We start from the raw sequence: 12,901 nt of genomic DNA, 5'->3' as shown, positions 1-12,901 counted from the left end.
ATCGCACTCCCGCGGCTGCGCGCCGCCGCCGCGCGGGCCGACACCGTCGTGGATCGCCTTGCCGCGGTGCTCGACGAGTCGAACCGGTTGATGCGCGAGTTCCCCGACCTGCCCGGCTTCGAGCGGGCGATGCGCGTGATCGGCCACCAACACGGCAACCGGTTGCAGCGACCAGGGCCGAAAGCGTTGCGCGACATCATCACTGAGATCATCGAGAACGCCGACGCACAGGGCGCGCTGCCCACCGGCGCCGATCCGCGCGGTGCGGTCAACGCGATCCATGCGCTGGCGCGCGGGCTGACGGAACGGGCGGCCAGCCTCGGCCCGGGCGCTTATGCCGCGACGCTCGATTCGGCCAAGGGGCTACTGCGGGGCAGGCTCCTTACCGACGGCCGTCAATGATTCACCCAACGTCCACAACGCGACGCCGAGCAACACCAGATCCTTGAGTACAAACTGGCCGGGCAGCGCCGAAAGCACGGGAAAGCCGTCGGCGCACGTCGCCACCACTCCCGGGGTGGTGAACAGAAAACCCAGCGTGCCCAAAAACAGCAGCACCGCCAGTGCGCTGCCCGCTGCCGAGACCCGCGGCCGCAGCGCGATGAGAAGGGCGGCAACGATTTCCATCGTGCCGAGTCCGCGCGCGACGAAGGTGAGGCTGAAGACGTCGTAGACCCAGCGCATCAACGGGCTGTGCTGAATCAGGACGCGGGCACGAACCGGGCATCCACCCGACCCACGGTTCAGGCCGCGTTCGCGTTCACTTCCGCAACCGCTCGAGGCCCGACACGATGAGGCGCAATCCGAAGGCGAATTCGTCGGCCAGCGGGACCGGCAGGTCGTCGGCGACGGTGACCGTCGCGGGAAAGCGGGACGGATCGAGCCGGTGAAACACCGCGGAGAGTTCGGCGTCTCCCTTACCGTCGCCCGCCGCCGCGCCAGACAGCTGTAACGCAAAGCCCAGGACATAGCGGGCCAGCGTCGCGTACGCGTGGGCCGCCACCGCCGGTGCAAACCCGTTGTCGAGCAGCACCGCCAGGCAGCGCTCGCGGTTGGCCAACGCGTTCGGTCCCATCGGGGTGTACTCGATCAACAGCGGCGCGACGTTGCCGTGCCGGCTCAAGGCGTCAAACATGTGCTGCGCGAACAAGGTACACGCGTCTTGCCACGGCAACTCGGCGAGCTCTTTCGCGTCGAGATCGATCTCACCGAAGATGTGGTCGATCACCAGCGAGACCAGTTGTGACCGGTTGGAGAAGTGGCGGTACAGCGTGGCGGTGCCCGACTCCATGCGCTGCGCCAGCGAACGCATCGACAGCGCCTCGGCTCCCTGTTCGTCGACGAGTTCGACGGCCGCGGCCAGGATGCGGTCCACCGGCAGGGCCGGGCGACCGCGGGAACGGCGCTGCGGCCGCCCGGTGCCGCTCACATCACTCATTGTGGCGATCCCTGCCCTTGACACTCCCGTACATTACGGAGACACTGTATCCATAAATATCGGATCGATCAACCACTCTGACAGCAAGGAACATTCGTCATGCTCCTCCCCCTGGCGGCAGAGCCCTTCACCGCTCCCACCGGCCGCGACATGCTGCCCTCCGAACGACGCGAATTCGTCCGCACACACCGCACCTGCGTGTTCGGCTACCGCCGCCGCAACGACGGCCCGGCGATGTCGATCGTGTACTACATCCCCACCGACAGCGGCGAATTGCTGGTCTCCACCATGGCCGGCCGCGGCAAGGCCCGCATCGTCGAACGCGACCCCAAGGTGAGCCTGTGCGTCCTCGACGAGCGCTGGCCGTTCGCCTATCTGCAGGTCTATGCCGACGCCACCATCGACCAAGACCGGGATCTGGCGGTCGACGTGATGATGGCGGTGGGCGGCCGGATGTCCGGCCAGCCCCTCGGCGACGAGGCCCGCCCGCACATCCGGGACATGTGTGAGCGCGAGAACCGCGTCGTCATCCGGTGTCGGCCCTACTCCACCTTCGCGACGCCGCCACGTCATCTGCACCGCAACGACCAGGTCAACGAGCTCAGCCACTGGGTGTCCGGCGTAATGCCTTGGGACGCAGCCGATCCGACGGAGGGTTGATCAGCCCGCGTAGCGATCGCGCAGCTTGCCCAGCGTCGCTTCGATGCCCGTTGCGTTCGCCTTCGCGAAACCCATCCGCTCGTAGTAGTTGAGCTTGTTCTTGATCGCACCGGCATCGCGGTAGTCAAACGTCTCGGTGACCTGGGTCAGCGTCGGCGACAGCTTGTCGAATTCCCACCGCCAGCGGTGACCCAGCGGGTGGCGCCATTCGATGAGTTCGTTTTGCGTCAGTGCCGTGATCGTGCTGGTGATCCGGTAGGGAACGCCGTACATCTTCATGTGCGTCGAGAACTTCGAGCCCTCAACCAGATGTGCCGGCACGGTGATGTTGTCGCGCACCGTGCCGGACCCGTCCAACTCGTGGTGGCGGCGTGGATCGGCCACCAAGGCAAACAGCTCCGCGGCCGGGGCAGCCACCTCGACCCTGCGGCTCACCTGGCGAGGGCCCCGGTCGACGACAGTGACGGTCATGATGTCTCCTTCCGCTACCCGGCAGCGTAATCCGGCCTAGTTCTGCGGATCCGGGATGTTCGGATCCCAGACCGGTGACGGCACGAACCGCGCAGGCCATAAGCCTGATTTGGTCAACCGCGCGACCTCCTCGCGCAACACTATTCCGATCTTCGTCGCGAATTCGCGGGGCAGCTCGAGTGCCGAGCTCGCGGCCACGCCGAGCTGGTGGTTGATTTCGGGTTCGCAGATCGGCGAGCACCGCAGTCGGCCCGCTTCGACGTCGGCGCCACACGCCGCCAACGGCAGCACCGCATACCCGAGACCCGACGCGGCCAGATGCTTGGCCACCTCCGCCGAATCGGTCGAAAAGTGGGCTGTCAGCGAGACTTTCAGCCGAAGCGCGGTGTTCTCCAAGGTGTTGCGAACGCCGGTCTGCGCGCTGGGCATGATCAGCGGCAGTTTGGCCAGGTCGGCGAAGCGGATCGGGCTCGCGGGTGACAGGCCCGACGCGGGGCCGCCAACCAGCATCAGGTCTTCGATCACCAAGTGCCGGAAGAAGAGCCGGTCATCGGAGACCGGATGGATCACCGCCAGGTCGATCGCGCCCTTCAGCAGGCGCTGCACCAGGTCGTCGGTGTCCGCGACAACGATGTGGAAATGGACGTTCGGGAACGCGGCGCCGATGCTTGCGGCCAGCGGCGCGGTCAGGACGTCGGCGGTCGTGGGTACCACGCCGAACAGCAGTCCACGCTCGATCCGGGCCAACGGTGATCCCGCATATCGGACCGCGAGCTCCAGCTGACGCAGTGGCGCGGCCGTGGACGCCCGCAACCGTTCGCCCTCCTCGGTCAGGTGCACGCCCCGCCTGGTCCGCTCGAACAGCGTGATCCCGAGGTCCTCTTCCAGCAGCCGGATCTGGCGGCTGAGCGCCGGCTGCGCGATTCCCAACACGGCGGCCGCGCGCGTGATCGACCCTTCCTCCGCGATCCGCAGAAAATACTTGAGCCGGTGGGTATCCATCGCAACCACATCTACCAGCCATATAAATCCAGCATGACTGATTTCCCGAATTGGTATTACCTTGCAGCGACGAGCCGGACATATCGTCGGCGTCGTGGGGCGGCGATGCCATCCCGGTCTGACTGAAGGAAGGTCGACGATGACGGTTCAAGACGAGCGCGACTGGGTGCAACTGCTCGGTCTGGATCGGTTGCCCGAACACATCGTCGGCAAGCGGGTCACCGAGTTGATGGACCTGTCCGGCAAGAAGGCCTTCGTCACCGGCGCCGGCGGCGACGGCCTGGGGCAGGCGATCGCCAACCGGCTGGCAGGCTGCGGAGCCGACGTGGCGCTCATCGGCCGGACGTTCGAAAAGGTCGAGCGCCGCGCGACGGAGGTCGAGCAGCGCTGGGGGGTGCGGGCGATTCCCGTCAAGGCCGACATGTCCGATTGGGACCAGGTGCACAACGCGGTGGATCAGGCCCACGACGAACTCGGTGGGCTCGACATCATGGTGAACAACCCGGTGATGGTGGCCGCGGGCCCGTTCGAGCTGCAGACGAAGGCCGAGATCGACTACACGGTGCTGGGCAGCCTGACGATGATGATGTACGGCGCACACGCCGCGCTGCAGCACATGCTCGCCCAGGGCTCCGGGAAGATCATCAACATCGGCTCGGTCGGCGGCCGCATTCAACAGCGGGGGCTGGTGGTCTACAACGCGTGCAAGGCCGGCGTCATCGGGTTCACCCGAAACCTCGCCCACGAGGTCGCGCTGCGCGGTGTCAACGTGTTGGGCGTGGCGCCGGGCATCATGATCAAACCGGAGATGCGACAGTACCTGCTCGATCCCCAGGACGACAGGCAGCGCGCGGGCCGCGGCGCCATCCGGGAAGCGATCACCCATCAGGTCCAGCTGGGACGCGCCTCGTTGCCCGAGGAGGCCGCCAACATGGTCGCCTTCCTGGCTTCCGAGGCGGCCGACTACATGTGCGGCCAGACCATCGACGTCGCGGGCGGGCAGTGGATGGGTTGAGATGCTCACCTACCAAACGGTTTTGGACGAAGCGCAAGCACAGATCGGGCTGTCCGACTTCGGCGACGCGTCGTTCACCGAGGGCCTCGACATCCTGCTGTCCGCGCTGCGAAACGAGGCGCACCTCAACGCGCGCGGCGAAGCCTTTCTGCATCACCGCATCGCGGGATATCTCTCGCAGCGACTCCAGGTCGAGGACTGGTATCGCCGACATCCGGAGATCGGCGACGTCGCAATCGCCGCGCCGTTGATCGGCCTGGGGCTGCCCCGGACCGGTTCCACCGCGTTGTCGATGTTGCTGGCGCAGGATCCCGACGTGCGCTACCTGCGCCGGTGGGAGTCCTCGCAACCCTGTCCCCCACCCTCGACGGTGCGTGGCGTAGACCCGCGGGTGCCGCCCGGCAGGGGCGAAATGGTCGGCACCCGCCACCACGTCCCCGGGGATACCCACGGACCGATGGAGTGCCACGAGTTGATGGCGCTCGACTTCAAGTCGCACATCTTCCAGTCCTTCGCCGAAATACCCTCGTATTCAACCTGGTTGGTCGAGCACGCCGACCTCACTTCCACGTTCCGGTATCAGCGCCGGGTGATGCAGCTACTGCAGTGGGGCGAACCGGCGCGGCCGTGGCGGCTCAAATGCCCGTCGCACGTGTTGTGGCTCGACGCTCTGAATGCGGTGTTTCCGGACGCGCGCTTCGTGATGACCCATCGCGATCCCACCGACGTCCTCTTGTCGGTGGCCGACCTGTACGCCGACATCATCGGATCGTTCAGCGACCGGATCGACCGCCGCTATATCGGCAGGCTCAACGTCGAGCACTGGTCGCTGGGGATGGAACGGGCGTTGCGGTTTCGCGCCGGGGGTGCGGAGGATCGGTTCTACGACATCGACTTTCGCGCCATGCAGGCGGATCCGATCGGCGAGGTCGCCGGCCTCTACGCGTGGCTGGGGGCCCCGGTGTCCGAGGAGTTCGAAGCGCGGATGCGGAGTTGGTGGCGACACGCCGCCGCGGAACGGGAGCCGAGCTCGCACGCCGACCCGGTGGCGTTCGGCATCGAGCTCGACGAGGTACGGCCCCGGTTCGCCCGTTATGTGGCCAGCGCACAGCGGTGGACGGCACACCCGAGGAGTGAAAAGAGCAATGGCAGTTGACCTCACCGGCGGCATCGACCCGTCCCGCGAATACGTGCTGGCGCAGCGGCCCGAGGATCCGGAGATGCGCGACTCGGTGAGCTTCTGGGTGGTCGACGACCGCGGCGAAATCGGCCTGCCGCGCATCGGAATCGAAGCCGTGGGCGCCAATTGGAATTCCCACGACATTCAGATCAACGCGGCGTTCCCGGACGGCCGCGTCTATCGGCTGCGCACCAACGGGCCCTCCCTGCCCAGCCGCGGGCCCGACGGGCGGGCCTCCGTGCTCGGCGCCGGCGGACTGGCGTTCCGCTGCGTCGAGCCGTTCGATACCTGGACGATGTCCTACGACGGACCCGCGATACGGACCTCGTCGCCCGACTTGGTCGCGGGCCGCAAGGACGGACCGGCGGTCGCCATCAGCTTCCACGTCGAAGCCAAGATGGCCGTGCCCCCGTGGATTCAGGGAGCGCTGCAATCCGACGCCGGCACCCAACTCAAGACCACCGCGGTCGGCGCCATCATGGGCGGCCCGCGGTACGAGCAATTGTTCACCGCCACAGGCGAATTCCAAGTGGCGGGCGAACGCTACCCCTTCACCGGCAGCGGGCTGCGCATCCGGCGCACCGGGGTGCGCAAGCTCGCCGGCTTCTGGGGACACTGCTGGCAGTCGGCCGTGTTCGGCAGCGGTCGCGCGTTCGGCTACATCGCCTACCCGCCGCGCCCCGACGGCCAGCCCACCTTCAACGAGGGATTCATCTTCACCGGCGACGGCGGCCTGGTCCCGGCACGGGCGGTGCAGGCGCCGTGGCTGACACGGCTGCGGCCGCTCGGCGAGCGCGTGCCGCTGATACTCGAGACAGCCGAGGGCCGTGTCGAAATCGACGGCGAGACGGTGTTTTCCACCCACGACATCCATCACGACGACGACATGTACTCGATGAACGCGCTCAAAGCGGAGATGGCCCAGTTCCCCGCCGTGCAGCAGGCGGGCGTGCGCTACACATGGGACGGCGAGCAGGCGTACGGCATGCTCGAACGCTCCAACCCGCTCGACAAGATCGCCCGCGACTGAAGGGACTCCACACGACTTATGAGCCAGTCACTCTCGGGAAAGGTGGCACTGATCACCGGCGCCGCGCGTGGGCAGGGCCGGGCACACGCGGTGCGCCTGGCCGCCGAGGGCGCCGACGTCATCGCGGTTGACATCGCCGGGCCGCTACCGCCCAGCGTCCCCTACGATTCCCCAACGCCCGACGACCTCGCCGAGACCGCCCGGCTGGTAAGCGCCAACGGCCGCAAGGTCATCGCCGCCGACGCCGACATCCGCGATCTGGACGCCATGACCGCCGTCGTCGACAACGCCGTAGCGGAGCTGGGCCGGCTCGACATCATCGTCGCCAACGCCGGGATCTGCTGCCCCGCACCGTGGAATCAGATCAGCGCGCAGGCGTTCCGAGACACCATCGACACCAACGTCATCGGCACGTGGAACACCGTGATGGCCGGTGTGCAACACATCATCGACGGCGATCGCGGGGGCTCGATCATCCTGATCGGTTCGGCCGCCGGCATCAAGATGCAGTCGTTCATGATCCACTACACCGCAAGCAAGCACGCCGTCGTCGGGATGGCACGGGCGTTCGCCGCCGAACTCGGCCGGTACAACATTCGCGTCAACAGCCTCAACCCGGGAGGGGTGGCCACCCCGATGGGGACCGGCCGGATGCGCGACGCGCTGGAGGCAGCGGCCGAGGAATACCCGCACCTGCGCGGCCTGCACAAACCGCTGCTACCCGAAGGCATCGCACAACCGGAGGACATCGCCGACGCGGTGGCCTGGCTCGCCTCCGACCAATCCAGACTGGTGACCGCGAGCCAAGTTTCGGTCGACATCGGCGTGGGATACGTCTGATGCGCGGCCTGGCTGACAAGACTTTTCTGATCGCCGGGGGCGCCACCGGGATCGGGGCGGCCACCGCCAAACGCCTTGCCGCCGAAGGTGCTTGCGTGTCCATCGGGGACAACAACCTCGCCGGCGCCACCGGCACGGCCGAACAGATCGTGGCCGGCGGCGGCCGCGCCATTGCCGTCGAATTCGACCTCGCGGACGAGCAATCGGTGCAACGCCTCGTCCAGACGACCATCACCGAATTCGGCGCCATCCACGGCCTACACAACGTGGGCGCCGACCTTTCCGAGGCCAACCTGGGACGCGACACCACCATCCTCGATACCGGGATGGACGTCTGGCAGCGCACCCTCGACGTCAACCTGCTCGGGTATGTCCGCACGATCCGCGCCGTCCTTCCCCATCTGCTCGCCCAGGGCGGTGGCAGCATCGTGAACACCTCCTCGGGCGCCGCGCTCGGGAGCGATCCGGCGCACGTCGCCTATGGCGCCTCCAAGGCCGCCGTCAACCACCTGACCCGGCACGTGGCCGTCAACTGGGGCAAGGACAACATCCGCAGCAACGGCGTCATGCCCGGCCTGGTGATGGGCGAAACGCAGGAGCGGCAGAACGACGTCGCGCTGCAGCAGGCATTCCTGACGTTCGGCAAGACCAGCCGGCTGGGTAGACCGGACGACCTGGCCGCGATCACCGCGTTCCTGCTGTCCGACGAGGCCGAATGGATCACCGGTCAGGTCTGGTACATCGGCGGCGGATCGCACCTGCGGCAATAGGTCGCTCCGCCCAGCAGGCAGAATGGTGTGGTCAAGACTGCCGGGGGATCGAGAAGGAGCGGCATGCCCACCAGCGAATATCGGGTGAGCGGAATGAGCTGCGGCCACTGCGAGGCCGCGGTCCGTAGCGAGGTGGCCCAGATCCCGGGCATCGACGACGTGACGGTCAGCGCCGCCACCGGCAAGCTCGTCGTCACCAGTGCGCAGCCCATCGACGCGGACGCCGTCCTCGGCGCGGTCGACGAGGCCGGCTATGAGGCCGTCTTGGTCGCATGAGCACGCCCCCGCGACAGATCGACGAGGGCGCCCTCCCCGCTGACCCCGCATCAGTTCTGATCGAGCTCGACGTCACCGGGATGACCTGTGCCTCCTGCGCGGCCCGGATCGAGAAGAAATTGAACAAGCTCGACGGCGTCGCGGCCACCGTCAACTACGCCACCGAGAAGGCCGCCGTGACGGCCACCGCCGGTTACGACCCGCGGATTCTCATCGGCGAGATTGAAAAGGCCGGGTACGGGGCCACCCTGCCGCAGCGCGCACCCGAGCCCGCCCGCGACGCCGCGACGCCGGATGACGCCGAACTGACGTCGCTGCGCCGGCGCCTGGTCACCGCGACCGTGCTGGCCGGCCCGGTCATCGCCATGGCCATGCTTCCCGCCCTGCAATTCCCCCACTGGCATTGGCTGTCGCTGGCCCTGACCGCACCGGTCGTGGTGTGGTGCGGCCGGCCCTTCCACGCGGCCGCCTGGACCAACCTCAAACACGGCGTGGCCACCATGGACACCTTGGTCTCGCTGGGCACCCTGGCGGCATTCCTGTGGTCCGTCTACGCCCTGTTGCTCGGGACCGCGAGTCAGCCGGGCATGCAGCACGACTTCGAGCTGACCGTCAGGCGCGACGGCGCCCCGTGCCACGTCTACTTCGAGGTCGCCGCGGGTGTGACGCTGTTCGTCCTCGCCGGGCGCTATTTCGAACGGCGGTCCAAGCGGACCGCCGGCGCCGCGCTGCGCACGCTGTTGACGCTGGGCGCCAAGGACGTCGCGGTGCTGCGCCCCGACCTTCACGGCGCCGAGACCCGCGTCCCGATCGAACGGCTCGCGGTCGGCGACGAGTTCGTCGTGCGCCCCGGGGAGCGGATCGCCACCGACGGGATCGTCGTCGCGGGTTCCTCGGCCGTGGACGCCTCCATGCTGACGGGCGAGTCCGTCCCGGTCGAGGTCGGCGAGGGTGACGCCGTCATCGGCGCCACCGTCAATGCGGGCGGTCGGCTCGTCGTGCGGGCCACCGGGGTCGGTGACGACACCCAGCTCGCGCAGATGGCCAGGCTCGTCGAGCGCGCCCAGTCCGGCAAGGCCCGGGTACAGCGCCTCGCCGACCGCGTCTCCGGGGTGTTCGTGCCGGTGGTCATGGCGCTGGCGGTGGCCACGCTGGCGGGCTGGCTCGCGGCGGGCTTCACGCTCACCACCGCCCTGACCGCCGCGGTCGCGGTGCTCATCATCGCCTGCCCGTGCGCGCTGGGGCTGGCGACCCCGACCGCCCTGCTGGTCGGCACCGGCCGCGCCGCACAGCTCGGCGTGCTCATCAGCGGGCCCGAGGTGCTGGAGTCGACGCGCAAGGTCGACACGATCGTGCTCGACAAGACGGGCACCGTCACCACCGGCAGGATGACCCTGGTCGACGTGATCGCCGCGGCCGGGACCGACCGCGCCACGCTGTTGCGCTACGCCGGAGCCCTGGAAGACGCGTCCGAGCATCCCGTCGCGCGAGCCATCGCCCGGGGCGCCACGGCGCAACTCGGCGCGCTGCCGGCATCCGCCGACTTCACCGGGGTCGGCGGCAAGGGGGTGCGGGGCACGGTCGACGGCCGCGCGGTCGTCGTCGGGCGCGAGAGCCTGCTGACCGAGTGCGGAATCCGCCTCGACCCGATCCTGTCGGCGGCCAAGAACCACGCCGAGCGCGAGGGCAAGACGGCCGTCGCCGTCGGCTGGGACGGCGTGGCCCGCGGCATCCTGGTCGTCGCCGACACCGTCAAACCGTCCAGCGCCGTGGCGGTGCGGCAGTTCACCAGGCTGGGCCTGACGCCGGTGCTGCTGACCGGCGACAACGCCACCGTCGCCGCCCGCATCGCCGACCAGCTCGGCATCGAGCAGGTCATCGCCGACGCGACGCCCGCCGACAAGGTCGCCGCGGTCAGGCGCCTGCAGTCCGAGGGCAAGGCGGTCGCCATGGTCGGCGACGGCATCAACGACGCCGCGGCGTTGGCCGCCGCCGACCTGGGCCTGGCCATGGGCACCGGCACCGACGTCGCGATCCAGGCCGCCGACCTCACGGTGATCCGCGGTGACCTGCGTGCCGCCGTCGACGCGATCCGGCTGTCCCGGCGAGCCCTGGGCACCATCAAGACCAATCTGTGGTGGGCCTTCGGGTACAACCTGGCCGCGATCCCCCTGGCCGCGCTAGGCATGCTCAACCCGATGTTCGCCGGCGCCGCGATGGCCGCCTCGAGCCTCCTCGTCGTCGGTAACAGCCTGCGGCTGCGCTCGTTCACCAGCGTCATCGACGACGCATGAGCGGTGCGTCCCGATCCGCGCGCATCTGGTCGGCCCACACGCAGAAACGGTCGGCTGACGGGCCACGTTCGTATGGGATAGTTGGTCCGGCCGCCGCCTTCGGTGACCCCGACCGGCCCTTGGATACTCACCTCACCCGCGCGCAGCGATCGATCTAGCAAAGGTCACGACCGTTGGAGCAGTTCTTCGGACAACTGTCCCTGTTGCACGGCTGGTTTCCGCCGGCCGTGCAGGGCCTGGCACTACTCGTGTTGCTCGTCGCGATTCAGTGGCGCACGCGAAGCTGGCTCAAGCGGGTGCTGCCGGTGGCGCTCATCGCGGCCGTCGCGGTGACGCTGCTGGCCCGGTGGTACATCACCTCGCTCGGGGTGGCCGGCGACCCGGCGCCGACGGCGCTGTGGCTCTGGATCGCGATGAGCGGCCTGGCCTCCGCGGTCTTCCTGGTGGGCTGGCGCGGCGTCCGCTGGTGGCGGCGCGGGGTGGCGGTGCTGGCGGTACCGCTGTGCGTCCTGTGCGCGGGCATGGCGCTGAACGGCTGGGTGGGCTACTTCCCCACCGCGCTCGCCGCGTGGAATCAGCTGACGTCCGTACCGCTGCCCGACCAGATCGACCGGCTGCGGGTGACCGAGATGCAGGTCGCCGGGACCAAGCCGACCAAGGGCGTGGTGGTTCCGGTGGACATCGACGACAACGCCTCGCACTTCGCCCACCGCCGAGAACTGGTCTATTTGCCGCCCGCATGGTTCAACACCAATCCGCCACCTCGGCTGCCGGCGGTCATGATGATCAGCTCCGCCTTCAACACCCCGGCCGACTGGCTGGGCCCCGGCGGCGCATTCACCGCCATCGACAACTTCGCGGCCGCACACCACGGGTTCTCCCCGGTGCTGGTGTTCGTCGATCCGACCGGTTCCTTCGACAACGACACCGAGTGCGTCAACGGCACCCGCGGCAACGCCGCCGATCACCTGACGAAGGACATCGAGCCCTTCATGGTGTCGAACTTCGGCGTCAGCGCTGACAGGGCCAACTGGGGCGTCGCCGGGTGGTCGATGGGCGGGACCTGCGCCGTGACCCTGGCGGTCATGCACCCCGAGCTGTTCAGCGCGTTCGTGGACATCGCGGGTGATCGCGGGCCCAACGGAGGCTCCAAGGAGCAAACCGTCGCCCGGTTGTTCGGCGGCAACCACGACGCCTGGGCCGCTTTCGACCCGGTCACCGTCATGACGAAGCACGGGCACTACGACGGCCTGTCGGGTTGGTTCGACGTGCCCGGCTCGGACGGCGCGCACAACGTCGCGCAGGAGGGCAATCCGGCGCTGATCGCGTCCAGCAGCGACCCCGCCGCCAATCCCGAGGGCCAGGACATCGCGGCGAACTCGCTGTGCGCCGTCGGCGCGGCCAACGGCATCGCCTGCGCGGTGGTCACCCAGCCGGGCAAACACGACTGGCCTTTCGCCGCCCAGGCGTTTGCCACGGCGCTGCCGTGGCTGGCCTCAACGCTCGGCACGCCCAATACCGAACCGGTGCAGCTGCCGCAACGGCCCGCCGGCGAACCGCATTAATTCCCGCTGGTCGGTTCGCGTTCACCGGCGCTGATCAAGGTTGGCGAGAATTCACAGCTGACCCTCCCGTAACGCAGCCGACATATGGGCACCGCGGATGGTACGGTTCGCTGCTGTGGCCTCGATGTTTCGCACCAGCGGCGGTTCCCGCGGGAACGCGCCGGTTGCGCAGTGCGCCACGATAAGTGCGCGAATGCTCGGGCCGTATTCGCCATTGCTGTTATCGCGTTTGTTCGACGCACTCGCCTGTCAGCTATGAACCGCCGTAAGTTCCTCGGATCGCTCGCCGCGTCGGTCGTCGCCGGCGTCGGTGCTGCGCGGCTCATCGTCGATCCGCAGCCGCGCACGTTCGCCCAGACC

14 protein-coding genes and 1 pseudogene are annotated in these 12,901 nt (G+C 68.4%); 11 read left to right on the top strand and 4 right to left on the bottom strand.

Features of this window, described 5'->3' with window-relative positions; translation table 11 throughout:
- Positions 1–402: TetR/AcrR family transcriptional regulator (locus ACYQ8K_RS29120; RefSeq protein ID WP_459974716.1), on the top strand; the 402-nt coding region annotated here is incomplete at its 5' end.
- Here the strand turns inward: ACYQ8K_RS29120 and ACYQ8K_RS29115 are convergent.
- Both ACYQ8K_RS29115 and ACYQ8K_RS29110 read right to left on the bottom strand, forming a co-directional pair.
- Positions 364–720, bottom strand: a pseudogene (locus ACYQ8K_RS29115) (DUF417 family protein); the annotation flags it as partial. The gene ACYQ8K_RS29120 and the pseudogene ACYQ8K_RS29115 sit on opposite strands and share 39 nt — an antisense overlap.
- A 40-nt stretch (positions 721–760) precedes the next feature.
- Complete coding sequence (locus ACYQ8K_RS29110) at positions 761–1,438, bottom strand: TetR/AcrR family transcriptional regulator (protein WP_459974714.1); 678 nt, start codon at positions 1,436–1,438, stop codon at positions 761–763.
- 99 nt (positions 1,439–1,537) lie between these two features.
- Here ACYQ8K_RS29110 and ACYQ8K_RS29105 point away from each other — a divergent pair, with 99 nt between their 5' ends.
- Entirely contained in the window at positions 1,538–2,098 is a 561-nt protein-coding gene (locus tag ACYQ8K_RS29105; protein WP_459974712.1) for a pyridoxamine 5'-phosphate oxidase family protein, read from the top strand.
- On the opposite strand, the gene ACYQ8K_RS29100 is transcribed toward ACYQ8K_RS29105, so the two are convergent.
- Positions 2,099–2,569 carry an SRPBCC family protein gene (locus ACYQ8K_RS29100; protein WP_459974710.1) on the bottom strand — a complete coding sequence of 157 codons (471 nt, stop codon included), beginning with the start codon at positions 2,567–2,569 and terminating at the stop codon, positions 2,099–2,101.
- Positions 2,570–2,605: 36 nt separating this feature from the next.
- Entirely contained in the window at positions 2,606–3,571 is a 966-nt protein-coding gene (locus ACYQ8K_RS29095; protein WP_459974708.1) for a LysR family transcriptional regulator, read from the bottom strand.
- Between the two features lie 139 nt (positions 3,572–3,710).
- Here ACYQ8K_RS29095 and ACYQ8K_RS29090 point away from each other — a divergent pair, with 139 nt between their 5' ends.
- From ACYQ8K_RS29090 to ACYQ8K_RS29050, 9 genes are all read left to right on the top strand, one after another.
- A complete protein-coding gene (locus ACYQ8K_RS29090; RefSeq protein ID WP_459974706.1) occupies positions 3,711–4,586 on the top strand; it encodes an SDR family NAD(P)-dependent oxidoreductase in 876 nt (291 codons plus the stop codon).
- Position 4,587: 1 nt separating this feature from the next.
- A complete protein-coding gene (locus tag ACYQ8K_RS29085) occupies positions 4,588–5,742 on the top strand; it encodes a sulfotransferase family protein (RefSeq protein WP_459974704.1) in 1,155 nt (384 codons plus the stop codon).
- Complete coding sequence (locus ACYQ8K_RS29080) at positions 5,732–6,796, top strand: hypothetical protein (RefSeq protein ID WP_459974702.1); 1,065 nt, start codon at positions 5,732–5,734, stop codon at positions 6,794–6,796. Before ACYQ8K_RS29085 ends, ACYQ8K_RS29080 begins: the two co-directional genes overlap by 11 nt.
- An 18-nt stretch (positions 6,797–6,814) precedes the next feature.
- Positions 6,815–7,636, top strand: a complete 822-nt coding sequence (locus ACYQ8K_RS29075) for a mycofactocin-coupled SDR family oxidoreductase (RefSeq protein ID WP_459974700.1) — start codon at positions 6,815–6,817, stop codon at positions 7,634–7,636.
- Positions 7,636–8,406 (top strand): SDR family NAD(P)-dependent oxidoreductase, encoded by a 771-nt coding sequence (locus ACYQ8K_RS29070; protein ID WP_459974698.1) that lies wholly within the window; start codon positions 7,636–7,638, stop codon positions 8,404–8,406. The genes ACYQ8K_RS29075 and ACYQ8K_RS29070 overlap by 1 nt, the downstream gene beginning before the upstream one ends.
- A 63-nt stretch (positions 8,407–8,469) precedes the next feature.
- Entirely contained in the window at positions 8,470–8,682 is a 213-nt protein-coding gene (locus tag ACYQ8K_RS29065; protein ID WP_459974696.1) for a heavy-metal-associated domain-containing protein, read from the top strand.
- Complete coding sequence (locus tag ACYQ8K_RS29060; protein ID WP_459974694.1) at positions 8,679–10,976, top strand: heavy metal translocating P-type ATPase; 2,298 nt, start codon at positions 8,679–8,681, stop codon at positions 10,974–10,976. The genes ACYQ8K_RS29065 and ACYQ8K_RS29060 overlap by 4 nt, the downstream gene beginning before the upstream one ends.
- Before the next feature lie 173 nt (positions 10,977–11,149).
- Entirely contained in the window at positions 11,150–12,541 is a 1,392-nt protein-coding gene (locus tag ACYQ8K_RS29055) for an alpha/beta hydrolase (protein ID WP_459974691.1), read from the top strand.
- A gap of 255 nt (positions 12,542–12,796) precedes the next feature.
- Positions 12,797–12,901 (top strand): twin-arginine translocation signal domain-containing protein (locus ACYQ8K_RS29050; RefSeq protein WP_459974718.1); only part of this gene is annotated, 105 nt, incomplete at its 3' end.

This window comes from Mycobacterium sp. MUNTM1, from assembly GCF_054660795.1.
The sequence above is the reverse complement of the archived record's forward strand: the minus strand, read 5'-3'. Positions and strand labels throughout refer to the sequence as shown.

What these genes read in the sequence shown, in the direction of transcription:
- ACYQ8K_RS29110 (WP_459974714.1), bottom strand. Translation starts at nt 1,438, where the DNA reads ATGAGTGATGTGAGCGGCACCGGGCGGCCGCAGCGCCGTTCCCGCGGT.
- ACYQ8K_RS29105 (WP_459974712.1), top strand. Translation starts at nt 1,538, where the DNA reads ATGCTCCTCCCCCTGGCGGCAGAGCCCTTCACCGCTCCCACCGGCCGC.
- ACYQ8K_RS29100 (WP_459974710.1), bottom strand. Translation starts at nt 2,569, where the DNA reads ATGACCGTCACTGTCGTCGACCGGGGCCCTCGCCAGGTGAGCCGCAGG.
- ACYQ8K_RS29095 (WP_459974708.1), bottom strand. Translation starts at nt 3,571, where the DNA reads ATGGATACCCACCGGCTCAAGTATTTTCTGCGGATCGCGGAGGAAGGG.
- ACYQ8K_RS29090 (WP_459974706.1), top strand. Translation starts at nt 3,711, where the DNA reads ATGACGGTTCAAGACGAGCGCGACTGGGTGCAACTGCTCGGTCTGGAT.
- ACYQ8K_RS29085 (WP_459974704.1), top strand. Translation starts at nt 4,588, where the DNA reads ATGCTCACCTACCAAACGGTTTTGGACGAAGCGCAAGCACAGATCGGG.
- ACYQ8K_RS29080 (WP_459974702.1), top strand. Translation starts at nt 5,732, where the DNA reads ATGGCAGTTGACCTCACCGGCGGCATCGACCCGTCCCGCGAATACGTG.
- ACYQ8K_RS29075 (WP_459974700.1), top strand. Translation starts at nt 6,815, where the DNA reads ATGAGCCAGTCACTCTCGGGAAAGGTGGCACTGATCACCGGCGCCGCG.
- ACYQ8K_RS29070 (WP_459974698.1), top strand. Translation starts at nt 7,636, where the DNA reads ATGCGCGGCCTGGCTGACAAGACTTTTCTGATCGCCGGGGGCGCCACC.
- ACYQ8K_RS29065 (WP_459974696.1), top strand. Translation starts at nt 8,470, where the DNA reads ATGCCCACCAGCGAATATCGGGTGAGCGGAATGAGCTGCGGCCACTGC.
- ACYQ8K_RS29060 (WP_459974694.1), top strand. Translation starts at nt 8,679, where the DNA reads ATGAGCACGCCCCCGCGACAGATCGACGAGGGCGCCCTCCCCGCTGAC.